Here is a 24204-nt window from a genome sequence, read left to right on the forward strand (position 1 = left end):
ATCAGCTGCGCCATAAATCCAATATCGATTCAAATTTGCTGTTATCTGTTCAGGAACTGTTCCTCTTCATCATCATGCTTCTTGAAGTATTCCTCTTCATCCTCTGTGACCATATCCGGGTTGTTGTCCTCGACTTCGACCATCGTACGGACGCCGGTGTTCACATCGACGACTTCGGTATCATATTCATCCCTAGGGACGACATTCGTGTACTTTTCACTGACCGCATCCATCTGTGGGGAATCGGTGTCTTCCTGATTGAGTCCCTCGAAGATGATGACTTCGTCATTTTCATAGTGGTTCATGAGGTCCTTCTTGCTGCCTTCATCAAAGTCCAGCTTATCGATGTCGCGGTCGGGATGGTCGACATTCCCATCGATGATCTTCAACTCTTCAAACTTCGACTTGAGACCGGATAGATCCTGTTTGGATATGACGACATAATTCTTAAGGTCGATGTAGTTGTCCAGATAGATTTCTGCATCTTTTTCAGTCTTGAATGGTTTGTATTGATTCTTATACATGTATAGTGACCTCCGTTTTTTAAGTAGTTATTCCCGTTGGGGCGGAATTCAAACTAAAAACCCGCAATACAAAGTATTGCGGGCACGGGGAGGATCAGTCTGTTGTCATGATGACCTTGTTGCCGGAAGGGTCGTATGAAACGGTTGCGCCATCTTCGGAGCCGACTTCATAACCCAAGTCTTCAAGTCTTTTGGCTGCGGCGTTGAGTGATGCTTTATCGGGGTAGCTCATGACGAAGGCATTGAGTCCGACACTGTCTGGTTCGGGCTTTGGCGCACCGATGCCGTTCCATATATTTACGGCGATGTGGTGGTGATAGTTCTCAGAAGACATGAATGCGGCCTGGCCGGGGAACTCAGTTACAACGTTGAGCCCAAGGCCTTCCGTATAGAACTTCACGGCAGAAGGCATGTCGGAGACGTGCAGGTGAAGGTGTCCCATGACCGTACCTTTCGGCATGCCCTGCCATTCCTGTCCTTCATCCAGTGATTCGACGAGGTTTTCAAAATCCAGCGGGTCTGTCGTCATTTCCACCCTTGAACCATTCCACGTCCACTCTTCAGGTCTTCTGTCCCTGTATATTTCGATGCCGTTGCCGTCGGGGTCGTTGAGATAGAGGGCTTCACTGACGAGGTGGTCGGACGCACCCAGTCTGACATCATTTTTGGCAAGGTGGATGGTGACTGCAGCGAGATCTGCACGTTCAGGCAGGAGGATGGCAAAGTGATACAATCCGGATGTCCTTTTCTTTTCTACAGGGTTTTCTGGTTCATGTAGTGAGAGGATGCTTGTCCTGCCATCGGTCGTCAGCTGAACATCCTTGTCACTCTGTTCGAGAATGGAGAAGCCGAGCAGGCCAGTATAGAAATTCGAGGCTTCCTTCATATCGGACACATTGATCTTTACATGGGAAACATGAGTAGCAGGGGGTGTGTGGAAATTCATAATTGCCTCCTATTAAAAGTTACTTTATGTAACTAAGTTTATATTACTAATTTGGATATGTAAAGTAAAATCATATCTTTATGTTTAAAGGTAACATATGGTATAATTACATCAAGGATGTGATATAAGTTGAAACAATCAAATCTTTGTCCTAAATTCGAAAAGGCAGTGACACTGCTCAGCCAGAGATGGACGGCTCTGGTCATCTATCAGATGCTGGAAGCGCCGCAACGCTTCGGGGAAATACAGGCCGCAATCGGCATCAGCGGGAAGGTGCTTTCCGACAGGCTTAAGGATATGGAGCAGGAAGGTCTCATAAAAAGGGATGTATACCCTGAAACGCCTGTAGTCATAGAATACTCACTTACAGAAAAAGGACGCTCCCTTGAAACTGTACTGAGAGATATCGAAAACTGGTCCCAGGACTGGATTGAAGTCGATCAGCAGAGTAACACGGGCTCCTAGTATATAAAAAAGTGGGGCGGAGGTCATGGTGATCTCCGTCCCACTTTCATTTTCTGTACAGCCTAATTTTTCATGCTTTCTGCATTGACCGTGACCGGACGCCTGACCGGCACGGTTTTTTTCTGCTCTGCTTTCGGCTCATAAAGGTAGTCTTCCTTGTCGATGTCATCGACCTCATTTTTAAGGTAGTATCTTCCTTTTGTCAGAACAGCCATGAGGACTGTGAGGGCCGCTGCAAGTGCTGCGGCAAAGAACGCGGCGGTATTCTCCAGGAATGTGCCCATGTATCCAAGAGCAGCTACGGTACCGAGGGCGCTGGAAACGATGAGCGCCACCACGCCGACCGGATTCCACTTGTACAGGTTTTCCTGGCGTGCTTCATAGAATGCAGGGCCGATTTTGAGCATCATCTTGACGATGAGGGCGTCGGTGATGAGTACGGCGGCCCATGCAAGCAGGAATACACCCTGGAAGATCAATGCTGCGTCCAGATGATCCACAATGCCTCCAAGCATGAGAACCATTGCAGTGACGCCTGCAACGACGATCCAGAACCTGCGTCCCGGTGTAAAGCGGAACACATTTTCAAAGAAGTTTGATAGGGATAGGGAACTGCTGTAGATGTTAGTCACATTGATGCGGATCTGGGTGAGCATCGTGAAGAGTGCACCACCGATTCCGAGCAGCTGAACGATATAGACGCCAGGGTTTGGTTCCGCGAGACGGACACCAAACCATATGCCGAGGCCGCCCATAACGCCGTAACAGAAGATTTGTGGTATGACCCCAATCATGACGGATCCGATCTTAAGGTGTTCAGGTTTCAGGAACCGTGCGTAGTCGGATGCAAGCAGTGCAGTCAGTCCCATGATGCCGTGCTGCATGCCGATGCACATCAGAAGTGCGGTGCCGCCGATCTGCACACCTTCAGGCATGTAGGTCCAGAAGCGGCCATCATATAGTGATGTAGTAAACAGTGCAACAGTAATTGCTGCGATAAGGAAAGCAAAGAATATCGGCAGAGACCATTTCTGCAGCTTATCCAGCTGCTTGATGCCGAACCAGTTCAATGGAATGACAAGCGTACCGAATACAACGATCAGCACCCATAATGGAATGGCCGGGAAAAATTCATGTATGGCGTACACAAGGATCATACCTTCGAACGCGCAGTACATGATGAAGTTGGATGCGTAGATCAGGGAAGTCAATGAAGCGCCTATGTAACCAAATCCGCCGCCTCGCGACATCAGGTTGACGTTCATCCCGGATCTTGCAGATAAGTAGGAAATAATCGTACCCATGATACCTGCTACAATGATGGCATAACCAGCTGATATGAGCGCGTTCACTGCACCGAATTGAAGTGCCATGACACTGCCCAGCTGGAAGTAGAAGATTGCAGTTGCGATACCAAAGGTTATGTTGGTAATGCTGAACCAGCCCATGTTCCTTTCTTTATAAGGAACTTTGTCCAAAGAGTAGTCATCTTCCTGTTCTTCAATCTCATGATCAATCTTTTGATCTGTCACTTTCACAGATCCCATACATATCCTCTCCATTTCTATGAAATTTTCAAATTGCATGACTTTTATACTATACACTTAACACAAGAAACTTTCAACCTATACAACGCATATCAAGTCTTATATTGTGAGTTAAAGCACAGATTTTTATAGATTTTAAACTCTAAATTATGAAATTATTTTTTAAACATAAAAGAAATTTAATTACATTAGTTTAATGAATAGTAAGCATGCATACCCTTTGGGGGAGAGGGGAAGTCGATGGTTTGGATGGAAATTTTGAGTCGCTGAAAGAATGCTTCTTAAAGTATTGGGACATAAAATAACACGGATAAAAAATGTAGGTGTAATGTTTTTATCCGTGTTTTGATAATTTTTTAAGTTTTTATGGTTTTTTGGGGAGATAATCGTGTGAATCAAGAACTTTTGTGCTATTCATTTTCCGGTTTCTTTATCTCCACATCGAGATCTTCTGTCGCAGGACCTTCTATTACATTGCCTTTGAAGTTGAAGCGCGAACCGTGGCACGGACAGTCCCATGTCCTGTCCTCCTGGTTCCAGCTCAGACTGCATCCCATGTGGGTACAGCGGTTGTCTACGACGAGGTACTCATCGCTGTTCTCATCACGATAGAGCCCCTTCTTCATCACACCATCCCTGACAACGGCGCCTTCTCCTGCAGAAAGGTCCGTCTCATTGATGTCGGGATAACTTTTCAGCATGTTCTTCGCTTCGACTCCTAGACTCTCGATTGGCGTCGTAGCAAACTGCTTGAGCTCGGCGAATGTGCCTTTCTTCCTATGAGGACTGAGCATATCACGGTACCGGTTCTCCCTGCCCTCGATCAAATCACTGATAATCATCGAGGAGAGGACGCCATTGGTCATGCCGTATTTGTTGAAGCCGGCAGCAACGAACCGGTTGTCATGCTTCTGGTCGAAATATCCGATGTAGGGGAGGGAGTCGGCCGTCATCTGATCCTGCGCCCTGAAGGCGTATAGGCGCTCATGGTTGGTCGTCTTCTGATCGGCATAGAGCCTGAGCTTCTCGAGCTGCTCTGTCATATCCATTTCATTATAGGACATATGCCCAAGACCGCCGAAGAGGACAGTAGGCAGCTCCTTGTCCGGATTGACGATATTCCTTGTCGTCAGGCTGGGGCCATCATAGCCGCTCAAGGAGAGGTTTTCGGACGGTGGGGTCGAAGTCGTGACAACGAGTCCATAAGATCGGTTGATCTTGAAACTGTTGAAGTAGAATCCCTGATAGTCGAGAAACGGGAAGTGTGTAGCCACTACGAGATGCTCGAAATCTATGTTTATCCCCTCAGGCGTTTTCAATGTATTGCCCTCAACACCTTTGCCCATCGTATGCTCATATATTTTGACCCCTTTTTCCTCAAGCACTTCCAATATGCCTTTCAGAAACTTTAGAGGGTGGAATTCCCCCTGATTCCTCATGACCAGTTGGGCCACGGATTCAAAAGGAAGGTCAAGCTGATCTTTCAATAAAGTGCCATCTATGCCGAGTTCTTCATAAACTTTCGCTTCCTTTTCCAGGTTTTTGATTGAGCTTTCATTTTCGGCATAGATGACACCGTCGACTCTTCTGAAGTCACAGTCTATGTTATGCTTTTTAGCGACTGCTTCAATTTCATCGATGGCGTCCATCTGGGATTCATAATAGAGGCGGGCGGTCTCCTTGTTCTTTTGCTTGCTGATTTGACTATAGAGCAGCCCCTGTTGTGCCATGATGCGTGCTGTCGTATTCGCTGTCGTTCCGCTGAGCACTTCATTACCTTCGATGACAGTCACCTGACGGCCCCGCATGGCAAGCTGATACGCGTTCATCAGTCCGGTGATTCCGGCTCCAACAATTAGCACCTCTGTACTTGTATCGTCTTCAAGAGTAGGGTAAGAGGGCAAGTCTACAGTATCGGTCCAGAAAGAAATGTTGTCATTGTTCAATTCAGTCATGTATTATCCTCCTCAAACATTTTTATATCTTTTACCCTTATTCCGTATGAAATACTTACAAACAACAAATTTTGTCCAAAGTGTAAATTTTACGTAACGAAATTAAAAAAACTGCTTGAAAATATTTCGTAAAACGTATAGTATATGTATCAGGCGTTGAAAGCGCACAATAATATTACCGCGGGGTAGAGCAGTCTGGTAGCTCGTCGGGCTCATAACCCGGAGGTCGATGGTTCAAATCCATCCCCCGCAATAGTTTTACATATAGGTCCCGTGGTGTAGCGGTTAACATGCCTGCCTGTCACGCAGGAGATCGCGGGTTCGATTCCCGTCGGGACCGCCATTATTTTTTTTTGACTATACATACCAAGGTTCAGTAGCTCAGTCGGTAGAGCATGTGATTGAAGCTCACAGTGTCGGCGGTTCGATTCCGTCCTGAACCATTCTAATATTATGGCGGTTGTGGTGAAGTGGTTAACACACCGGATTGTGGTTCCGGCATGCGTGGGTTCGATCCCCATCAGCCGCCCTTATTGGTTTTGCGGGTGTAGTTAAATGGTATAACCCCAGCCTTCCAAGCTGATGTCGTGGGTTCGATTCCCATCACCCGCTCCATTTTATTATTCCACAGTAGCTCAGTGGTAGAGCTATCGGCTGTTAACCGATCGGTCGTAGGTTCGAATCCTACCTGTGGAGCCATGGCCCGTTGGTCAAGTGGTTAAGACACCGCCCTTTCACGGCGGTAACACGGGTTCGAATCCCGTACGGGTCATAACAGAAGTGAGCCTGCTCACTTCTTTTTCAATCATGGACAGTTGGCCGAGCGGCTTAAGGCGCACGCCTGGAACGCGTGTATACGGCAACCCCGTATCGAGGGTTCGAATCCCTCACTGTCCGTACTCACCCCTTGAAACCTTCTGGTTTCAAGGGGCTTTTTTATGATGATTTTAATTTGCTTATAAATATTTAATGATCTTTTGATTTTTCATCTGTATAATCGCTTTGTTTAGCCTGTGCTTTTTCCATCATTTGTTCCTGTAGGTTCCTGTTTCCTTCTGTAATGATCAAATACTCCTTTGTCTGTTCGTTTAGCTGTTTTAACCATATTATCGATGTTGTTAAACAATTACGGCATAATGAAACTGATTACGGGTAATTAAAAGAAGGAAGAGATGTATATTTTTATCCGTAATTTTGGTGCGTCTTAGGAGGATAAGATGGAAAGTTTGCTTACCTATATCATTAATAATTTCGGCCATCTCGGCATCGCCTTTTTGATGGCTTTAGAAAATGTTTTCCCGCCCCTCCCATCAGAAGTGGTGCTGAGTTTCGGTGGTTTCATGACGACCCAGTCGAGTTTGAGGATGACCGGTGTCATCATTTCAGCGACCATCGGTTCCGTTGGTGGCGCCACTGTCCTGTACTACTTCGGCAAGTTTCAAGCTCAGAAGCGGATGGAAAAGATTGTCGACAAGTGGGGGCATTTCCTCCCGTTAGATAAGGAAGATATCTATAAAACCAATGACTGGTTTAGTAAATTTCAATCAGTGGCTGTGTTCATATGCCGCTTCATTCCTGTGATGCGCAGCATCATATCAATCCCTGCAGGGATGGTACACATGAACATCCTGTTGTTTCTTACATTGACTACAGTAGGTACTTTGATTTGGAATACTGTCCTCGTATACCTTGGTGCTTCTGCCGGTGGCTCGTGGCAGACAATTGTGGGATATATGGATATCTATTCAAAGATCATGTATGGCATTCTCATTGCAGTGGTGATCATCCTCATTTTCCTACTAATAAGAAAGAAAAAGAAACGATGATTTCATCAATGTCATTAACTTAAGGGTCTTGACATTACTTAAAAAGCAGGCATTCATGTAAATCCATGAATGCCTGCTTTTTTGCACTGCCCGCGTCATGAAAATGCAAAGGCGATATCATTTGGGAAATTCTGATGCCGGGTGCACCGCATAGGCGCACGGGCAGCGAAATGAGAATATAAGAAGGGGGAGTGCATGCAAGATAGAGTGGGTGAATTTAAAGCGTATATTGAAGAAGGCCGGGTAATCCATCTGGCAGATATCCGTGAAGGCAAACCACAGGCATTTACATGCAAGCGAAAAACAGCCCCCCTGCACACTCATGTTTCAGATGTTCGCACAGAAAGGCCACTCCCAGTGTTCCGAGCTTCTGAACTTCTATTCCTATTAGGGCCGGATGTTGGACATCTCGACAGTTGGTTAAGGAGATGCAATTATTGGCGAACCTCATAAGGGGGGCCAGGACTACGCTGGTTGAACGGTTGTCCGAAGCGGATGAAGCCTGTGCCCTTGTCGACTACGACCAATCCTGTCACTGTCATCGCAGAAATTGCAGTAAATAGTGCGTCTATCCAACTGATAACACCAGTGGTTGAAACTGGAAGTTTCAATAAAAGAGTTCCAAGAAATATAAAAACTGAAAATACCACAATAAATAACTGAGATGGGTTGAAAGTGATATGCTTAAACTTTTTCAATTTACATACCTTCTTCTTCAAAATGATTTATACCTGCATGGTGAGTGATACAATCAGGGTACCTTCAGTTTTTATGATTTTATCCGCTTCTTTTATGGAAGTTATATTACTCCTTGGCCTTCTCTTTGTAAAGGAGTTATAATAGGTACAATTAGCGAAATACAGTGAATGTATGTATCATCAGCTATAGAGTATGAGAAAAGGTAAAGACACCTGACAATGAAACTTTTGAAGTTGTCATTATGGCGCTCGTATCAGGAACCCGACCCGCAAATTAAAGAGATAAGAGAAACAGAAAAGTAGGGAATGTAGGTGTCAATATTTCAGCGACTTTTTAAATAAACGTTGATATAACAGCCCTTGAAAACCCCTCATTGTCCGTTATCCTTACCAAGCAGATTATCTAAATCCTCTTCAAATTTTATTTTGAAGAGGGTTTTTTAATTATAAAAAGATTTAATTTCCACTACTTTCGCAGAGATTCAAGTTGTAAATATATAAACTAGTTTATATTAATTTATAAAAAAAGCTGATCACTTAAATATTATGTGATCAGCAGGTGTTTAAATTTATTCAGGATTTACTGTGTAAATTGCTTTTTCTCCACTAAAGGACATCAAAGGAGAAAACTCAACTTCAATTTCAGAAGGTTCTCCGACCACTGCAAAACCTTCTTTGCCTGAAATGTTTCTGCCATCAGACAAGCTGTCCATCAGCATTTCATCGATCGGATAGGATTCTAGTTTAGTCCCGTCGGCGTAAACTGAAACATCTCCACCTACACTGATATCTTCTCCAGAATTATTCTCGTATGTCATATCCAGCACAAGAACGTTATCAGCTTCAACTTCTGCGAATTCATTTCTCTCGTCAGTATAATAGGCCTCGTTTAAAGTAAAAGTGATGCCGTCGATTTCTGTTGAATCACCGACAGCCAAGTTTTCATCTGTAGTTTCAGTTTCTTCTTCAACCGCCTCTGAAATATCTTCTTCCGTCTCTTCTTCAGTACTTTCTTCCGCAGTCTCTTCAGTTGTCGTTTCTGCTGAATTGGAAGCATTCGAATCATTTGAAGTATTGCCAGTCTCTTCTTCTCCTCCACTAAATGCAGCAGCGCAGGCTCCGAATAGTATCAGTACTCCAATGATGATTGCTGCCCATTTCAGACACCCACCTTTTTTCTTCTGTCTTTCTTCTGCCATAAATTTAACCTCCTATATATGTATTGGTTACACAATATTTCCAATAAAGAAGTAAAAAAATAAGCACATATTATGAAATAGGTACTTTTTGATACTTTCTTATTTGGAAATACTTTCTATTACCAGTGTAACTGATAGTTAGTTACATAAAAAGGGGTTTATCCATATTCATACTAAATTACTTTTAATTAGTGTGAATATGGATGTTTACGATTAGGGTGGGATGCATAGGAACTAATCCATCACTTCAAGATGTGCTGAGAGCCAGGTGGTTTCGGAGGTGGCCTCGTTGCTGAAGGCTTTGACGAGTCTGTATTTTCCGGAATTGAGGGTGAGTGCATAGTCCTTCAGGTCTAACGTTTCCTCCGTGGTTTCTCCAGGGGCGATTCTGCTGCCATAGTTGTCGAATGCGGCAAAATCATCAAAGATGGCATCCTCGATTTCGAGCATATACCATCTGCCTTCGATCTCTTTTTCCATATAGAAGAACTCACCATATGTATAGAAGGTGCTGCCAGTGTTATGGACATTGAGGTTCAGTTTTTCTACAGGCAGGGCATGGGTCGTCTGTTCAAGTGACAGCGTGATGTCTTCCGACTCGGCGGGGAGTTCCTGTCTGGGTGAAGGGTCTTCCAGCAGATCGGGAGAAGGGCGTGTGATGCAGGAGGCGAGAAAGAGGGGGATGGATATCAGGAGGGCTGATAACATATGGATTTTACTGATTCTTATGCTCATTGCTTCCACCTCATTTCAGTCTGTACATATCTGAAGTATAGATGACTTCAGATTTATTTTCACTAATAGGGCGGAGATACAAAAAAACAGGAGACTCATAATTGGATGAGTCTCCTGTCTGATGAAGGTGTGCGGATTATGCAGCGTTTCTGCACGCTTCTGCACATTTGAAGCAGGCCTCTGCACATTTCTGGCAGTGGTCATGGTCATGCTTTTCACATTCCTTGCCACATGCTTCACAGATTGTCGCACATACTTGGGCGAGCTCTTTTACGAATGGTGAATTTCTGGAAATCGCCTGTTCCAGATAACCGCAGATGTCCGCACATTCTCTGTCGAGGCGTATGCATTCGGCCATCATCTTGACGTCATCTTCCTTGAGACAGGCATCGAAGCAATGGTTGCATTCTTCCATACATTCATGCAAAGTATCGAGCAGTTGTTGATGCTGTTCATGTGCCATTCACAATCACTCCTAGAAATATTGTTTTATACACCTTGTAATTTCCCGGTATGGTCCTCCCTAAACATGGGCGGTCATCATGGTGCCCATTCTAATACTGTACATCGATATATCCATAATGGAAGCGGCTGCTCTTACGCTTCAGCTGGATGAATCCCAATTCATTGAATTTCGTGCTCTTCCAATGGTCCTTCAGCACCACGCGTCTTCTGGCGACGCGCCGGGCTTCGTTGATGGTCTCCATCCGGAGTTCGGACTGGTTTGTCTGCTGATGGATGTTTCGGATGGCGTTTGCGTTGTCGATGGCCTCGCTGAACATGGGATCGAAGTAGACGATGTCGTATGAGTCTTCGGGCTCTGCTGCGAGGAACTCATGATGCTCTGCATTCATTGTTTTTATCCGGCGCATGGCTTCATTGATTGTCCGGTTTGTGGCAGTGAATGTCTGCAGCCCCTCTGCTGCGAGCAGATGGAGCAAGGGATCGGCTTCGAGGGCGGTGACCCGGCCATCAGGGCCGGCAGCGAGACTTGCGATGATACTGTCTGCCGCGAGGCCCATGGTGCAGTCAAGTACACTCATGCCAGAGGCGAGTCCCGCAGTTTCAGTGAATGGATCTGTTTCTCCATTCAGGATGCGTTTGGCACGCACCATCGCCATACTCGGATGGAATGTAATGGATTCTTCCTGGGCCAGGGGATGGATGGCAATGCCGTTTCTGCTGACTGTGATGATGTCCTGCTGGTATCGTTTCTTCAGTCTGTATATGGACTGCTTTGACCTGTCTATATAGGGGGAATTGTATTTTTTGGAGAGCGACCGGGCATGCATTATGGTCTGCTGATCGGTTCTCCCGCCTGTTGTGACTATCATGATATGCTCCTTAAATGAAATGACCCTGAACAGTGTGTCAGGGTCATGGTGTTGATATTATGCCTCGGAATCTTCCTCGGTTTCTTCTTCAGTCGTTTCCTCTTCGGAAGACCCGGATTCTTCGAGTTCAATCGTGTAATCGAGTGGTTCGATCTCCTCTTCGGCCATCGGATTGTCACGGCTCTGGAGGACAGTTTCAAGTTCCGTATCCACCGGACCGTATGCAACGACTGCCGTCGCCGTTTCACCAGGTTCGATCATTTCGCCGGCTGCAGCTGCTTCCTCACTCTTTTCATAATCCTCAGGCAGATCCATTGTCAGATTTTCAAGTGTTGTTTCTCCACCTTCCATGATCTGTCTGACGGCGAGGTCGAGACCGAATGCTTCCTGCGGCGCAGTGGCGACATCGGAGTTGTTCGTGAATTCGAATTCGATGGTCACGACTTCAGTCGGCTGAGGTGCTTCCGCACCTTCTTCTGTCTCTTCTTCACTTGTTTCCTCTTCCACTTCTTCCGGCTCGATTGTATACTGGCTGAATTCCGTCACAGTATAGTCTCCATATTCACCGGAATGTGTGACTTCACCATCTTCGGAGGATCCGCTGTCTGACCCTTCAGAAGTTTCTTCCTCAGTAGTTGTCTCCTCACCTGTGTCTTCAGCCCCTTCCTGGGCCGTCTCTTCCTCGGATGTTTCCTCTTCTGAACCGCCATCTCCACCGCATGCGCCCAAAACGAGCACAGTTGAAAGGCCACCGGCGAGCAGATATTTTCTTAACGTCATGTGAAATTTCCCCCTATAAATATAAAGATACATGTCAATTATAATACAATTTAGGGAATAATCAATATTATTTCCATTTTCGAAATATTATATGTCACGCATATTTGTTGAATTTGTGCATTTTCTTATATAGAATAAAAGAAAACCCTATGGAGAATGCATATGATAGCCTATCATGAAGTAAATGAATATCTGGATAATGTTGAACTGCCGCAGAGCATAGAAGAAATTTTCACAGTGGAACATGAACTTGACGGCAGGGAGAAGGAATTCCTTGAAGTCGCGAAACGTTTTTTGAGGGAGAACATCGATTTTGAAAGCTACCGCTTCAAGCAGGTCCACTGCATCGGTACATGCAAGATCAACCTCACGCGTACGGCACTCTATTTCCTGCTTGAGGATGAGATCATCAGTGTACATAAGTCCATTCTTAAGGACTTCAACGAGGAGGCGGACTGGACCATCACCCAATTCCGTATCGATGAAATCAAGAATATGGATTTCGACCATGACGACTCGGACTCATCCAGATATGAAACAGGAGTGCTTTTCTTGAAGATCCTGAACGAGAGGGGCGCTGTACGGAATCGTACATTGCGCAATCTGAACCCGAATCATTTCCAGTGCTTCCGTGATTTCTATACAAATATGCAGCAGAATAAAATGGTTTGAAAAAGCTCTGGCGATTATCGCCAGAGCTTTTAAATTCCTGTCATTCCATACAGGAGGAGGCCTATGGTCAGGAGGAGGCCGAAAATCGTATTCAATTTGCCCATCGAGGCCATGGCTGGGATGAGTTCCTGGGGTGTGCTGCCCTTCCACATCAGTTTGATGGTCCTTATGAATATAGGCAGGGAGAGGAAGGTCAGGATCATGAATACAGATCCGTACGGTTTGAAAAACGCCACCCATCCGATGAAGATGTAGGAGAATGCAAGCAGCACGGTGGTTGTGATTACGGCAACCGGTTTCCCTACGAGTATGACGAATGTCTTCCTGCCGCTCTCCTTATCCTTTTTGCGGTCCCGGATATTGTTGGCCATATTCAGAAGTCCGATTGTTATGGCGACAGGAATCGACATCAGAAGCGGAAAGTAGTGCAGTGTGCCCGTATGGATGAAGAATGTGATCATGATGATGACGGTACCCATGAAGAAGCCGGCAAAAACTTCACCGAAGGGCGTCCATGAAATCGGGTAGGGTCCACCTGTATAAAGGTAACCCACGGCCATGGAAATGATGCCGGCCACGAGTACCCAGAATGAGCTGTTCACTGTGATGTAGATGCCGATCAGGGCCGCGAGGATATAGAAGACCACTGCGATGCTGAGCACAGCCCGCGGGGACATGCCGTTTCGCACGATCGCTCCGGCGATTCCCACCGATTCGCGGCTGTCGAGCCCCTTCTTATAATCAAAGTACTCATTGAACATGTTGGTTGCAGACTGGATGAGCAGGGTGGCGATCAGCATCGCAAAAAACATATCCCATCTGATGGACGAAAATAGAAGTACACTCGCTGTACCGACGAGCACTGGTACGAATCCGGCAGTGAGTGTATGTGGACGGGTCAGGCTGATATATTTTTTGATACCTGTATGTGTATCTGTTCCTTGCATGGCGATCTTCCTTTTTAATAATGATGATAACAATTTTAGCACATTTGATTATATATCATACACAGGTAAATGAATAAATGATAAAATAGTATTAATTATGCGGAAAGAAGTGTGTATTAATGAATTTGGAAGCATATCAAAACATTCTGGATGACGTCAGGCTGGATTCAGACAGAGCCTACCTCAGCCTGCAGTTGCCCATTGATGGATATGATATAGATGAACAGAAGATATTTTCATATTTCCGTCAATCGCAGGGGGCAAGGTACTGGTTCCGTTCCAAAGACGACAGATATAACACTGTCGGTATTGAATACCTTGAGAGCATCAAGAGGGACAAGTATTCCTCCAGGGCACTGGCCGTCCAGAAATCCACATTATATGACAAGGTCCAGAAAGTGGCGCTTGAAGAGGATATGAAATCCTCCCTCAGCCTTTTTGGCGGCACGCGCTTTGATAATAAGGACACTTCTGATGAATGGAACGATTTTACCATGGTGGAATTCCACCTTCCGAAGTGGCAGTTCGACCTGGTCAACAGGGAACTGTTCTATTCGGTTCCGCTTGCGGATGTGGACATGGCTTCTGTTCTGGGCAGCATTTCAGGAGAGCTTGAAAACATTGCAGCAGTCGAAATCGAAGCGTTCGAAGCGCCACAGATCAATATGGAAAAGGACATCTTTCCGGAGGAATGGAAGTCACTCGTCGACCAGGCCGTGAGTGTACTGGATGAAACGGCCTTCAGGAAAGTGGTGCTGGCGAGACAGCGTCTGCTGACATTCAAATCAACGATCGATCCTCTTTTTTTATTGAAAAGATTGAATGACGAAACAGGCACATATACGATCTATTATGAAAAAGGGAAGTCGCTCTTTGTGTCCAAATCGCCTGAAAAGCTCTTTGATATCCAGGGGAATACGCTGCGGACGAATGCGATAGCAGGATCGTCGGAGCGCACCGGGGACGAAGAGAAGGATGAAATGCAGAAGTCATTCCTTCTGAACGATGAGAAGAACCGGTATGAGCATGAGCTTGTGCGGGAGTCCATCGTCAGCGATCTCGAACCATTCACGGACTGGGTGGAATTCGGCCCCGAGCCCAATATACTGGAAAACAGATATATCTATCATCTCCACACGCCGATCAGGGCGGAACTGGCGGAAGAGACCGGCATATTCGAGCTGTTGGATGCCATCCATCCCACACCGGCTGTCGGCGGCATGCCGAAGGATCGGGCCCGGCAGTACATCATGGAAGAGGAATACGGCACAAGAGGACTCTATGCAGCGCCGATCGGCCTCATCCACGAAGACAATGAGAGCGAGTTCGTCGTGGCCATAAGATCCATGCTGCTGCATGCCAACAGTGCAACACTGTTCGCAGGATGCGGCATCGTCAAAGGGTCTTCCAGCGAAAAGGAATTTGAAGAGACACGTGTCAAATTCACACCAATGCTTAATGTACTGGGGGTAGAGAACAAATGAATCCATCAGACCATCAGAATGCATTGACGTACCAGGTGTTCACGCTCATGGATCTGCTGCAGTCCCACGGTGTACAGGAGATCGTCATCAGTCCAGGTTCACGTTCGACACCACTGGCCCTGGCAGCAGAGCTTCACCCGGACATCCACACCCATATTCACCCGGATGAAAGGAGTGCGGCTTTCTTTGCGCTTGGACTGGCCAAGCTGGAGCATTCCCCCGTGGGGCTCATATGCACGTCGGGTACGGCGGCGGCAAACTATCTGCCGGCAATCGCCGAAGCGGACCTCAGTCATATCCCGCTCCTCGCACTGACGGCAGACCGTCCGCATGAACTGCGGGATGTTGGGGCGCCGCAGGCGATCAACCAGAGGGACATGTACCGGAATTACGTGCGGTATTATACGGAGCTGCCGATTGCGGATGTGCATGAATCCCTCCCGAACCTGCTTGAGACGAAAGTCATGCAGTGTGCACAGTATCTCAGGGGTCTGGAAATGGGACCGGTGCATATCAATATACCGATCAGGGAACCGCTGATGCCGGATATGACACGGACCGATCTCTTCTTCAGGACGCCGAAGGCGCTGACCCAGTACAGAACCGTTCCCGAGGCAGGCATTCGTCTGGATGGGCACGGCATTGTACTGATCGGGGAGACGGTCGAGGAACTGGATGCGGTAGCGCCGATCCTGGACAGGGACAACCTGACAGTGATTACGGATCCACGCCAGCATATCCGGCGGAACCTGGCAGGTGCCATCACCCACCAGGATCTCATCTTCAACAGCATGCATCCCGAGCAATTCGAACGGCTTGAGCGTGAAGTCGACTTCATCGTACGTATTGGAGAACCGCTTACATCAAAAGCGACCAACAAATTCCTGGCCCAGTCTGGTGTTCCGCAGTATCTGATCAGTGAGCACCAGATACTGAAGACATTCCCGGTAGCACCGAAGGAAGCCTTTGTGGGCACAATCAGTGAAATTTTGAAGTCGATCGAATTCTCATCCGGCGGGACAGGTCCCAAGGCCTGGCTGACGGCGCTCGATGCCCGCATCAGCAAAAGGATCGAAAAGTACATCGCCGATTATGATGATGAAGGGCGCTTCATGTATGAAATTATCAGGCACACACCGGCGCACCGTGCAGTATTCCTCTCCAACAGCATGCCGATCAGGGATGGGGAGCGGTACGACCTGGACAATACCCAGCGGATATATGCGAACCGGGGCGCCAATGGCATAGATGGCGTGGTGTCCACTGCACTCGGCATGGCTGTAAAGACGCCGCTCACCCTCGTCATCGGCGACATTGCGCTCTATCATGATATGAATGGGCTCATCATGTCGAAGCTCGAGGACATCGACATCAATATCATCGTGTTCAACAACAATGGGGGCGGCATATTCAGCTTCCTGCCCCAGAATGACAACCAGGAACATTTCGAGCGGCTCTTCGGCACCCCGCTGGATCTCGATTTCAGACACACTGCCGAGCTGTACAATTTCAACTACATGCATACGGACAAGATCGCGGACATCACGAACGGGCTCATGAACCAAAAGGGCCGGAACATTATAGAAATAAAGACGGACAGGGTGACGAATGCCGCATCCCACCAGGATCTGCGTCGGCAGATCGAAGATGTGGTGAAATCCGTTGAAATTTAACCATCGATTCAGAGATAACGGCAAAAGCCGGACGATCCTGCTGCTGCATGGATTTCTGTCTGATATGGCGAGCATGGAGGGGGTGGCCGGCGAGCTGGCGCCACATTTCAACATGCTCACAGTCGACCTTCCGGGTTTCGGCGGCACGCCAAGCACCGGCATCGACTACGGCATGGAGGATATTGCGGAGGGACTCCGCCGGCTCCTCATATCCCTCGATATCCAGAAGGTGGATATACTCGGATATTCGATGGGGGGCAGGGTTGCCCTGTCCTTCATTGCCGGCCACCCCGAATATGTCGGGCGTGCCGTATTGGAGAGCGGTTCCCCTGGGATCGCATCGGATGAGGAGCGGGAGTCCCGCCGGCATACAGATGCCGGGCGGGCTGCACGCATCAACGAGGACTTCACTGCATTCATCGCCGGCTGGGAGGAAATGGGGCTGTTCAGCAGCCAGCGGACGCTGCCTGAAAAGACGCAGGAGCAGCAGCGGCAGAACCGCCTCTCCCAGCAGCCGGCAGAAGCAGCGGACAGCCTGATGAAGTACGGCACGGGCGTCCAGCCTTCCTATTGGGAAAAGCTTGGGGATATCGACCGCCCCGTACTGCTCCTGGCAGGCGCGCAGGATGAGAAGTTCATAGCAGTCAATTCCAGAATGTCACAACTGCTCCCGGATGCCCGTCTTGAAATCATCGATGGGGCCGGGCACAACATTCATATGGAAGCACCACAAAAATTTGGTACAATAGTGATAGATTTTCTACTAGGAGGATAAAGAATGGCAAGAAAATGGGAAACACTCAAAGAATATAGAGAGATCAAGTATGAGTTCTACAACGGCATCGCCAAAGTGACGATCAACCGTCCGGAAGTTCGGAATGCATTCACTCCGCTCACGGTCACTGAAATGATTGATGCCTTCACGCGCGCGCGCGACGACCAGAATGTCGGGGTCATCGTCCTGGCCGGTGAAGGGGATATGGCGTTCTGCTCCGGTGGAGACCAGAAGGTGCGCGGTCATGGCGGATATGTCGGGGAAGATGATGTCCCTAGACTGAACGTACTGGATCTTCAACGTCTGATCCGTGTCATTCCGAAGCCTGTGGTAGCCATGGTATCCGGATATGCAATCGGCGGCGGCCACGTACTCCATGTGGTGTGCGACCTGACAATCGCTGCAGACAACGCACGCTTCGGCCAGACCGGTCCCAAAGTCGGTTCATTCGATGCAGGCTATGGTGCCGGCTATCTCGCACGCATCGTCGGACACAAGAAGGCGCGTGAAATCTGGTACCTGTGCAGACAGTACAATGCAGAGGAAGCACTGGATATGGGCCTCGTAAATACAGTGGTGCCGCTTGAAGAACTGGAGGACGAGACGGTTCAATGGTGCGAAGAGATGATGCAGCATTCACCAACGGCACTGCGTATGCTGAAAGCGGGCATGAATGCGGACACGGATGGTCTTGCAGGCCTGCAGCAGATGGCAGGGGATGCGACGCTGCTCTACTACACTACAGACGAAGCGAAAGAAGGCAGGGAAGCTTTCAAGGAAAAAAGAAAGCCTGACTTCGGACAGTTCCCAAGATTCCCATAAGCATTTATCAGCCCATCATATGATGGGCTTTTTTAAAGGTGGAAGAGACTATGTACAATTGGTTGGAAACGCGTGCCCGGGAGATGCCGGACAAGCCGGCCGTCATATTCGAGGGGGCTGAGGTCACCTTCTCGGAACTGTATGAAACGGCAGGGGAAATGAAGGGTTGCCTCGAATCACTCGGCCGCACGCGCATTGCATTTTTCATCGGCAATACGCTGGATGCGGTGTATGCCATCCATGCGGCCATGCTTGCCAACATTGAAATTGTGATGATCAATACCCGGCTGACGGGACGCGAGATTTCAGTCCAGCTGGATGACATCGATGTGGATACAATCGTGACGACTGAACCCTTCGAACTTGAGGGATACAGGGTATATGGATGGACGGATCTCCGGAACAGGGCGTCCGAGGCCGGAGAGAGCAGGCGCGCATCCGGCAGTGATATACTGTCGATCATGTTCACATCAGGAACGACGGGCAGGGCGAAGGCCGTGACCCAGACATATGACAACCACTACGCTTCAGCCATCGGTTGTGAGAACCGTTTCGGCTATACGGAGGACAGCATGTGGATGAACATCAATCCCATCTACCATATTTCAGGATTCTCCGTCCTGTTGAGGTCGGTGATCCGGGGCTGCACCATGGTGCTCATCGAAAAGTTTGAAGAGGCGAAGATATGGCGGACCATATCGGAGTATGGTGTGACCCATACCAGCATGGTGCCGATCATGCTGAAGCGGCTGATGGACCATGGGGTGCGCGAACATGGGCTGGAAGGCATACTCCTCGGCGGTGCCGGAGTCACCAGGGATATACTGGGCCGTGCACTTTCCTTGGGGCTGCCGGTCTACAACTCCTTCGGCATGACCGAAACATGCTCACAGATCGTCTCCATTGCACCGGATGATCCAAAAATCCTTGAAGGTACGGTGGGGAAGCCGCTCGATAACATCGATATCGTGATCGATCATGACAATGATGGTGAACTCCTCGTACGCGGCGGACCGGTTACAGGGGGGTACCTGAATGCCGCTATGGAAGTTTCCGAGGGATACTTCAGGACCGGGGACATGGGATACATCGATGAAGCGGGATACCTCCATATTCTGGATAGGCGGAAAGATCTGATCATCAGCGGAGGCGAGAACATCTATCCGAAAGAGATAGAGGATGTGGCGACTGCCCATCCCGGGGTCGTGAATGCTGCGGTCGTCAAAAGGAAGGACAGCGAGTGGGGGGAGGTCCCGGTCCTGCTCGTTGAACTGGCTGAAGGCATGGGCGTCGATAATGGGGGAATCATGGCCCATCTTGAGCGGCATCTCGCGAGATACAAGCTGCCAAAGGAGATACATCGCGTCGGGAACATCATCATGACTTCGACGGGCAAGGTGTCGAGAGCCCAGAACCAGCAGGCGTACAACATCAAAAGGAGCAGCAACCGTTAGGTTACTGCTCCTTTTTCTCATAGTTCTTCGGATTTAGTGGCACGGGGTCATAGCCGCCCGGATGGAAGGGATGGCACTTGAGGATCCGCTTCACCGCCAGATAGCTCCCTTTCAGGGCACCATGCTCCTGGACTGCCTCGATGCCGTAGTTTGAACATGTCGGATTGAAGCGGCAGCTCGGGGGAAACATGGGGGAGATGGCCTTCTGATAGAACCGCATCATATATAGAATCACTGTTTTCATTTTAATCACCACTATAGCATTTATAACTGTAATGATATAGGGTACACTGGATTTAAGCAAATTTGGAGATGATACGATGCTTGAATTTAAAGACCAGAGTGGCCGGAGAGTGACGCTCAAATTCGAACATACCAGTGATATGGACCATATTCTTGCCATCTGTGTGATGGATGGGAAATATCTGTTCACAGACCATAAGGTGCGCGGCATAGAATTTCCGGGCGGCAAGATAGAGCCGGGGGAGAGTGCGGAGGAAGCGGTGCACAGGGAAGTGTTCGAAGAGACGGGCGCAAGTATCGGGAATATGCAGTTCGTCGGTGTCTACACCGTCCATGATGAGACCAGGCCTTTCGTCAAAGGCGTCTATCTTGCAGAAGTCGAGGACATGTTTTTCAAGTGCGAGTACATGGAGACTTATGGGCCGGTGCTGTACCCGTCAGTCGAAGGCATACCTGAGGAGCGGAGGAGCTTTCTGCTCAAAGACCCATGCATCGACTACCTGTATCGGAAAATCCGGAATGATGACCAATCCACATGAAGAAGCCGGGATATCATCTGATATCCCGGCTTCTTCAATTCTATTCCATTATAGTGTGAAGCCGCCTTCTTTGGCGATGTATTCTGATTCGGTCCCGAACTTTTTGAAGTTTTCGATGAAAGATTTTTTAAGCTCATTGGCCTTCTCATCGTAGGCTTCCTCGGAAACCCATGTATTGCGGGGGTTGAGTATCTCTTTCGGTACACCTGCCACTGAAGCCGGGATGCTGAGGCCGAATACGGAATCCTCCTCAAAGGCATTGAGTGCGAGTTCACCGCTGATGGCACGCCTCACCATGGACCGTGTATATTTGAGGTCCATGCGCTTGCCGACACCGTATTCACCGCCGCTCCAGCCGGTGTTGACCAAGTATACATCCACGTTATGCTTGTCGATCAGGCCGCCGAGCATATCCGCATAGGTCTTGGCATGCAATGGCAGGAAAGGTGAGCCGAAGCATGTCGAGAATACCGGCTGCGGCGTAGTGATTCCGCGTTCCGTGCCTGCGAGTTTTGATGTGAATCCGCTCAGGAAGTGGTACATTGCCTGTTCCTTCGTCAATTTGGAGATCGGAGGCAGTACACCGAAGGCATCTGCAGTCAGGAATATGATTGTATTCGGATGTCCTGCCACGGATGGGATGCGTGCATTGTCGATATGATCAAGCGGGTAGGCGGCACGTGTATTCTCGGTCAGTGCCCCATCATCGTAGTCCGGGTTTCCATCTTCATCGAGGACAACATTCTCGAGCACCGAGCCGAACTTGATCGCCTTGAAGATCTCAGGCTCCTTCTCAGGGGAGAGGTTGATCGTCTTCGCGTAGCAGCCGCCTTCGATGTTGAATACACCGTCTTCATTCCAGCCATGCTCATCGTCGCCGATGAGTTCGCGCTGGGCATCCGCGGACAGCGTCGTCTTGCCTGTGCCGGAGAGGCCGAAGAAGAGGGCGACATCCTTGTTTTCCCCTACATTGGCAGAGCAGTGCATGCTCATCACACCCTGTTCGGGCAGCAGGTAGTTCATGATGGAGAAGATGGACTTCTTCATCTCCCCTGCGTATTCCGTACCGCCGATCAGAATGATGCCTTTTTCGAGGGAGACGATGACGAACGCTTCCGACTTGGTTCCATCGGTCTCAGGATCGGCCTTGAAGGTCGGTGCGGAAACGATCGTGAATTGTGGATCCATGCCGAGGGCTTCTTCCTTCGTTTCGGGACGGATGAACATCGTGCGTGCAAACATGCTGTGCCAGCTGAACTCGGTCACCACGCTGAGGTTGAGGCGCGTCTTTTCATCAGCACCTGCATAGCCGTTGAAGACGAAGACTTCCTCCTTCTCATCGAGGTAGTCGACGACCTTGGAGAAGAGGTTGTCGAAGACTTCTTCAGAGATGGGCTGGTTGACCTCACCCCAGTCCACCTTGTCCTTTGATACACCATCTTCGACGATGAAGCGGTCCTTCGGGCTGCGTCCGGTATATTTGCCCGTCTCAGCACGGAGTGCACCTGTCTCCGTCAGTCTGCCTTCTCTTCTTTTCAAAGACTTTTCGACCAGCTTGGATGTGGAAAGCTGTACATGCGAAGTATCCTTAGCCACCAGATTTTGAATGCTTTCGGAATGGTTTACCATAATTATTGCCCCCGTTTTATGTAGTTTACAAAGTAATCAGGTACTTTCACGAATTAGTATAACACATTGATAATTGATGTGACATAATAATTGTAAAATATTATTACCTTGATTTGATTCCCATCATCTAGTATATTATATGTTAAGTTATCTCTTATCAAGAGCCGGTGGAGGGAACATACCCGATGAAACCCAGCAACCTCTTTTCAACAAAGAAAGGTGCTAAAGGATGCAGAAGTTATTCTGATCGATAAGGGGAAGAGCGGAGCCTTTTCTCGTATTATTGGAGAAAAGGCTTTATTTTTTGCTACTGGGAGATAGCTAATAATCATAAAGGAGATATTTTTAATGGCAGAGCGTAGACTTTTTACTTCCGAATCCGTGACGGAGGGACATCCTGATAAAATTGCGGATCAGATATCGGATGCAATTCTGGACGAAATACTGAAAGGGGATCCGCATGCCCGGGTCGCCTGTGAGACCGTAGTGAATACCGGCATGGCGCTGATCGTCGGAGAAATAAGCACAAACACATACGTGGACATTCCGAAAATAGTGAGGGAGACGGTGAAGGATATCGGCTATGTGCTCGCCAAGTACGGCTACGACTACAAGACGATGTCCGTCCTCACCGGAATAGACGAGCAGTCCTCCGACATCGCCCAGGGGGTCAACAACGCTGTTGAGACAAGGGAGACGGATGCCGTTTCCACAGGAGCTGGAGACCAGGGGCTGATGTTCGGTTTTGCATGCGATGAGACTGAAGAACTGATGCCTCTGCCGATTGCACTGGCGCACAAGTTGTCGAGGCGCCTGACCGAGGCACGCAAGGAGAATATCATCGACTACTTGAGACCCGACGGCAAGACGCAGGTCACTGTCGAGTATGATGAGAATGACCAGGTGAAGCGGGTGGATACCATCGTCATCTCGACACAGCACCACGAAGAGGTTGAAAAGGAGACGATCCAGCGGGATCTGCTTACGCACGTCATCCGTGAAGTGGTGCCGGCCGAACTGCTTGATGAGGAAACGAAATATATCATCAATCCGACGGGACGCTTCGTCATCGGCGGCCCGCAGGGCGACGCCGGACTGACCGGACGCAAGATCATCGTCGATACCTATGGGGGCTACGCACGCCATGGGGGCGGTGCCTTCAGCGGCAAGGATCCGACCAAGGTCGACCGCTCCGCAGCTTATGCCGCACGCTACATCGCAAAAAATATTGTTGCTGCAGGCATCGCTTCGAAGTGTGAAATCCAGCTGGCATATGCAATCGGAGTCAGCGAGCCCGTATCCATATCCGTGGATACATTCGGCACTTCATCCTACAGCGAGGCGGATATCGTCGCAGTCATCAGAAAGATTTTCAACCTTTCTCCGGATGGCATCATAGACATGCTCGACCTGCGCCGCCCGATATATAAAAATACGGCAAGCTACGGCCACTTTGGACGGGAAGACCAGGATTTCCCATGGGAGAAGCTGGATAAGGCCGCACAGCTCAAAGAGGAGCTCTCGAGCCTCAAGGTGAATTAAATATGGAAAAAGGCTCCGGAGTATCCCGGAGCCTTCGCTTTTGTAGACGATGCACCTTTTGCTGCTACATATCGTCCTCCATTGTCTCTTCTTCCATTGTGTCCTCTTCCATCGTCTCTTCTTCGGTAGTGTCTTCTTCGGCAGTATCTCCGCCACAAGCGCCGAGCACGAGAACTGAAGCAAGTCCGCCGGCCATTAGATACTTTCTGAGTTCCATAATCAACCCTCCTGCTTTCTAATAGTCTGCATACTAAGCTGCTTGCTAATTCTCTCTCTGCCTAGCAAGTCAGTATACAGGTACCCGGGGCGGGGGTGTTAAAACATAAAAGATTCTGAGCCGGATGAAATTCTGAGCCTTTGGCTGAAGGGACATTCATTTAAAATGGTAGATTCACACAGATATGATGGATGGTAA

At 48.6% G+C, this 24204-nt stretch carries 24 protein-coding genes, 8 tRNA genes and 1 riboswitch; of the genes, 18 read left to right on the top strand and 14 right to left on the bottom strand.

Annotated features, from left to right (window positions below; all coding sequences use genetic code 11):
* Positions 1-41: 41 nt before the first annotated feature.
* The gene (locus tag BO53_RS0100365; RefSeq protein ID WP_031544269.1) at positions 42-524 is read right to left on the bottom strand and encodes a hypothetical protein; all 483 of its coding nucleotides are present in this window, start codon (positions 522-524) and stop codon (positions 42-44) included.
* Positions 525-618: 94 nt separating this feature from the next.
* Complete coding sequence (locus BO53_RS0100370) at positions 619-1470, bottom strand: VOC family protein (protein ID WP_031544271.1); 852 nt, start codon at positions 1468-1470, stop codon at positions 619-621.
* 129 nt (positions 1471-1599) lie between these two features.
* Here BO53_RS0100370 and BO53_RS0100375 point away from each other — a divergent pair, with 129 nt between their 5' ends.
* A complete protein-coding gene (locus BO53_RS0100375) occupies positions 1600-1935 on the top strand; it encodes a winged helix-turn-helix transcriptional regulator (protein ID WP_031544273.1) in 336 nt (111 codons plus the stop codon).
* Between the two features lie 62 nt (positions 1936-1997).
* Here BO53_RS0100375 and BO53_RS0100380 read toward each other — a convergent pair whose 3' ends face one another.
* Both BO53_RS0100380 and BO53_RS0100385 read right to left on the bottom strand, forming a co-directional pair.
* Positions 1998-3482, bottom strand: coding sequence for a purine-cytosine permease family protein (locus BO53_RS0100380; protein WP_031544274.1), 1485 nt, complete (start codon positions 3480-3482; stop codon positions 1998-2000).
* Between the two features lie 410 nt (positions 3483-3892).
* Entirely contained in the window at positions 3893-5437 is a 1545-nt protein-coding gene (locus BO53_RS0100385) for an FAD-dependent oxidoreductase (RefSeq protein WP_031544277.1), read from the bottom strand.
* A 179-nt stretch (positions 5438-5616) separates the two neighbouring features.
* Here BO53_RS0100385 and BO53_RS0100390 point away from each other — a divergent pair.
* From BO53_RS0100390 to BO53_RS0100430, 9 genes are all read left to right on the top strand, one after another.
* A tRNA-Met gene (locus BO53_RS0100390) sits at positions 5617-5690 on the top strand.
* 14 nt (positions 5691-5704) lie between these two features.
* Positions 5705-5780: transfer RNA gene (locus tag BO53_RS0100395), tRNA-Asp, on the top strand.
* A gap of 27 nt (positions 5781-5807) precedes the next feature.
* Positions 5808-5880: transfer RNA gene (locus tag BO53_RS0100400), tRNA-Phe, on the top strand.
* A 13-nt stretch (positions 5881-5893) separates the two neighbouring features.
* Positions 5894-5966: transfer RNA gene (locus BO53_RS0100405), tRNA-His, on the top strand.
* Positions 5967-5978: 12 nt separating this feature from the next.
* Positions 5979-6052 (top strand) — tRNA-Gly (locus BO53_RS0100410).
* Between the two features lie 9 nt (positions 6053-6061).
* Positions 6062-6136 (top strand) — tRNA-Asn (locus BO53_RS0100415).
* A 1-nt stretch (position 6137) separates the two neighbouring features.
* Positions 6138-6209, top strand: a tRNA-Glu gene (locus BO53_RS0100420).
* A gap of 37 nt (positions 6210-6246) precedes the next feature.
* Positions 6247-6334, top strand: a tRNA-Ser gene (locus BO53_RS0100425).
* A 320-nt stretch (positions 6335-6654) separates the two neighbouring features.
* Positions 6655-7263, top strand: a complete 609-nt coding sequence (locus tag BO53_RS0100430) for a DedA family protein (RefSeq protein ID WP_031544278.1) — start codon at positions 6655-6657, stop codon at positions 7261-7263.
* Between the two features lie 434 nt (positions 7264-7697).
* On the opposite strand, the gene BO53_RS0100435 is transcribed toward BO53_RS0100430, so the two are convergent.
* From BO53_RS0100435 to BO53_RS0100460, 6 genes are all read right to left on the bottom strand, one after another.
* Positions 7698-7961 (bottom strand): hypothetical protein, encoded by a 264-nt coding sequence (locus tag BO53_RS0100435; protein ID WP_031544280.1) that lies wholly within the window; start codon positions 7959-7961, stop codon positions 7698-7700.
* A gap of 569 nt (positions 7962-8530) precedes the next feature.
* Positions 8531-9160 (bottom strand): DUF4352 domain-containing protein, encoded by a 630-nt coding sequence (locus BO53_RS0100440; RefSeq protein WP_031544282.1) that lies wholly within the window; start codon positions 9158-9160, stop codon positions 8531-8533.
* A 234-nt stretch (positions 9161-9394) separates the two neighbouring features.
* Positions 9395-9895, bottom strand: coding sequence for an immunoglobulin-like domain-containing protein (locus BO53_RS0100445; protein ID WP_031544284.1), 501 nt, complete (start codon positions 9893-9895; stop codon positions 9395-9397).
* 136 nt (positions 9896-10031) lie between these two features.
* Positions 10032-10358 carry a four-helix bundle copper-binding protein gene (locus tag BO53_RS0100450; RefSeq protein ID WP_031544286.1) on the bottom strand — a complete coding sequence of 109 codons (327 nt, stop codon included), beginning with the start codon at positions 10356-10358 and terminating at the stop codon, positions 10032-10034.
* Positions 10359-10449: 91 nt separating this feature from the next.
* A complete protein-coding gene (locus BO53_RS0100455; protein ID WP_031544288.1) occupies positions 10450-11229 on the bottom strand; it encodes a class I SAM-dependent methyltransferase in 780 nt (259 codons plus the stop codon).
* Between the two features lie 57 nt (positions 11230-11286).
* Positions 11287-12009 carry a hypothetical protein gene (locus tag BO53_RS0100460; protein WP_031544291.1) on the bottom strand — a complete coding sequence of 241 codons (723 nt, stop codon included), beginning with the start codon at positions 12007-12009 and terminating at the stop codon, positions 11287-11289.
* A 162-nt stretch (positions 12010-12171) separates the two neighbouring features.
* Between BO53_RS0100460 and BO53_RS0100465 the strand changes: the two genes are divergently transcribed.
* Entirely contained in the window at positions 12172-12681 is a 510-nt protein-coding gene (locus BO53_RS0100465; protein ID WP_031544293.1) for a hypothetical protein, read from the top strand.
* 29 nt (positions 12682-12710) lie between these two features.
* On the opposite strand, the gene BO53_RS0100470 is transcribed toward BO53_RS0100465, so the two are convergent.
* On the bottom strand, positions 12711-13628 hold the full coding sequence (locus BO53_RS0100470) for a 1,4-dihydroxy-2-naphthoate polyprenyltransferase (protein ID WP_031544295.1): 918 nt from the start codon (positions 13626-13628) through the stop codon (positions 12711-12713).
* Between the two features lie 119 nt (positions 13629-13747).
* On the opposite strand from BO53_RS0100470, the gene BO53_RS0100475 reads away from it, so the two are divergent.
* The 5 genes from BO53_RS0100475 to menE are packed head-to-tail and all read left to right on the top strand — an operon-like array spanning position 13748 to position 19836.
* Positions 13748-15112, top strand: coding sequence for an isochorismate synthase (locus BO53_RS0100475; RefSeq protein WP_031544297.1), 1365 nt, complete (start codon positions 13748-13750; stop codon positions 15110-15112).
* Positions 15109-16785 (top strand): 2-succinyl-5-enolpyruvyl-6-hydroxy-3-cyclohexene-1-carboxylic-acid synthase, encoded by a 1677-nt coding sequence (gene menD / locus BO53_RS0100480; protein ID WP_031544299.1) that lies wholly within the window; start codon positions 15109-15111, stop codon positions 16783-16785. Before BO53_RS0100475 ends, menD begins: the two co-directional genes overlap by 4 nt.
* On the top strand, positions 16775-17560 hold the full coding sequence (gene menH / locus BO53_RS0100485; protein ID WP_031544301.1) for a 2-succinyl-6-hydroxy-2,4-cyclohexadiene-1-carboxylate synthase: 786 nt from the start codon (positions 16775-16777) through the stop codon (positions 17558-17560). The genes menD and menH overlap by 11 nt, the downstream gene beginning before the upstream one ends.
* 3 nt (positions 17561-17563) lie before the next feature.
* Entirely contained in the window at positions 17564-18382 is an 819-nt protein-coding gene (gene menB, locus BO53_RS0100490) for a 1,4-dihydroxy-2-naphthoyl-CoA synthase (protein WP_031544303.1), read from the top strand.
* 50 nt (positions 18383-18432) lie between these two features.
* Complete coding sequence (menE, locus tag BO53_RS0100495; RefSeq protein ID WP_031544306.1) at positions 18433-19836, top strand: o-succinylbenzoate--CoA ligase; 1404 nt, start codon at positions 18433-18435, stop codon at positions 19834-19836.
* A 1-nt stretch (position 19837) separates the two neighbouring features.
* Here the strand turns inward: menE and yidD are convergent, their stop codons facing one another.
* Positions 19838-20080: a membrane protein insertion efficiency factor YidD gene (yidD, locus tag BO53_RS14080; RefSeq protein ID WP_031544308.1), complete on the bottom strand. Its 243-nt coding sequence runs from the start codon at positions 20078-20080 to the stop codon at positions 19838-19840.
* A 76-nt stretch (positions 20081-20156) separates the two neighbouring features.
* On the opposite strand from yidD, the gene ytkD reads away from it, so the two are divergent.
* Entirely contained in the window at positions 20157-20618 is a 462-nt protein-coding gene (gene ytkD / locus BO53_RS0100505; protein WP_031544310.1) for an RNA deprotection pyrophosphohydrolase, read from the top strand.
* A gap of 48 nt (positions 20619-20666) precedes the next feature.
* Here ytkD and pckA read toward each other — a convergent pair whose 3' ends face one another.
* Positions 20667-22247: a phosphoenolpyruvate carboxykinase (ATP) gene (gene pckA / locus BO53_RS0100510; protein ID WP_031544312.1), complete on the bottom strand. Its 1581-nt coding sequence runs from the start codon at positions 22245-22247 to the stop codon at positions 20667-20669.
* A 151-nt stretch (positions 22248-22398) separates the two neighbouring features.
* A riboswitch (SAM riboswitch) is annotated at positions 22399-22504 on the top strand.
* A gap of 91 nt (positions 22505-22595) precedes the next feature.
* Here pckA and metK point away from each other — a divergent pair.
* On the top strand, positions 22596-23789 hold the full coding sequence (gene metK, locus BO53_RS0100515; RefSeq protein WP_031544314.1) for a methionine adenosyltransferase: 1194 nt from the start codon (positions 22596-22598) through the stop codon (positions 23787-23789).
* A gap of 64 nt (positions 23790-23853) precedes the next feature.
* Here the strand turns inward: metK and BO53_RS13980 are convergent, their stop codons facing one another.
* Positions 23854-24006: a hypothetical protein gene (locus tag BO53_RS13980; protein WP_169738717.1), complete on the bottom strand. Its 153-nt coding sequence runs from the start codon at positions 24004-24006 to the stop codon at positions 23854-23856.
* Positions 24007-24204: the final 198 nt, after the last annotated feature.

This window comes from Salinicoccus luteus DSM 17002 (genome assembly GCF_000712035.1).
GTDB lineage: Bacteria > Bacillota > Bacilli > Staphylococcales > Salinicoccaceae > Salinicoccus > Salinicoccus luteus.

Excerpts from the sequence above, each read along its gene's own strand:
- BO53_RS0100365 (WP_031544269.1), bottom strand. The coding sequence starts at position 524 with ATGTATAAGAATCAATACAAACCATTCAAGACTGAAAAAGATGCAGAA.
- BO53_RS0100440 (WP_031544282.1), bottom strand. The coding sequence starts at position 9,160 with ATGGCAGAAGAAAGACAGAAGAAAAAAGGTGGGTGTCTGAAATGGGCA.
- BO53_RS0100465 (WP_031544293.1), top strand. The coding sequence starts at position 12,172 with ATGATAGCCTATCATGAAGTAAATGAATATCTGGATAATGTTGAACTG.
- BO53_RS0100470 (WP_031544295.1), bottom strand. The coding sequence starts at position 13,628 with ATGCAAGGAACAGATACACATACAGGTATCAAAAAATATATCAGCCTG.
- menE (WP_031544306.1), top strand. The coding sequence starts at position 18,433 with ATGTACAATTGGTTGGAAACGCGTGCCCGGGAGATGCCGGACAAGCCG.
- BO53_RS0100380 (WP_031544274.1), bottom strand. The coding sequence starts at position 3,482 with ATGGGATCTGTGAAAGTGACAGATCAAAAGATTGATCATGAGATTGAA.
- BO53_RS0100370 (WP_031544271.1), bottom strand. The coding sequence starts at position 1,470 with ATGAATTTCCACACACCCCCTGCTACTCATGTTTCCCATGTAAAGATC.
- menB (WP_031544303.1), top strand. The coding sequence starts at position 17,564 with ATGGCAAGAAAATGGGAAACACTCAAAGAATATAGAGAGATCAAGTAT.
- yidD (WP_031544308.1), bottom strand. The coding sequence starts at position 20,080 with ATGAAAACAGTGATTCTATATATGATGCGGTTCTATCAGAAGGCCATC.
- metK (WP_031544314.1), top strand. The coding sequence starts at position 22,596 with ATGGCAGAGCGTAGACTTTTTACTTCCGAATCCGTGACGGAGGGACAT.
- BO53_RS0100455 (WP_031544288.1), bottom strand. The coding sequence starts at position 11,229 with ATGATAGTCACAACAGGCGGGAGAACCGATCAGCAGACCATAATGCAT.
- BO53_RS0100475 (WP_031544297.1), top strand. The coding sequence starts at position 13,748 with ATGAATTTGGAAGCATATCAAAACATTCTGGATGACGTCAGGCTGGAT.
- BO53_RS0100450 (WP_031544286.1), bottom strand. The coding sequence starts at position 10,358 with ATGGCACATGAACAGCATCAACAACTGCTCGATACTTTGCATGAATGT.
- BO53_RS0100430 (WP_031544278.1), top strand. The coding sequence starts at position 6,655 with ATGGAAAGTTTGCTTACCTATATCATTAATAATTTCGGCCATCTCGGC.
- BO53_RS0100445 (WP_031544284.1), bottom strand. The coding sequence starts at position 9,895 with ATGAGCATAAGAATCAGTAAAATCCATATGTTATCAGCCCTCCTGATA.
- BO53_RS0100460 (WP_031544291.1), bottom strand. The coding sequence starts at position 12,009 with ATGACGTTAAGAAAATATCTGCTCGCCGGTGGCCTTTCAACTGTGCTC.
- pckA (WP_031544312.1), bottom strand. The coding sequence starts at position 22,247 with ATGGTAAACCATTCCGAAAGCATTCAAAATCTGGTGGCTAAGGATACT.
- menD (WP_031544299.1), top strand. The coding sequence starts at position 15,109 with ATGAATCCATCAGACCATCAGAATGCATTGACGTACCAGGTGTTCACG.
- BO53_RS0100385 (WP_031544277.1), bottom strand. The coding sequence starts at position 5,437 with ATGACTGAATTGAACAATGACAACATTTCTTTCTGGACCGATACTGTA.
- ytkD (WP_031544310.1), top strand. The coding sequence starts at position 20,157 with ATGCTTGAATTTAAAGACCAGAGTGGCCGGAGAGTGACGCTCAAATTC.
- BO53_RS13980 (WP_169738717.1), bottom strand. The coding sequence starts at position 24,006 with ATGGAACTCAGAAAGTATCTAATGGCCGGCGGACTTGCTTCAGTTCTC.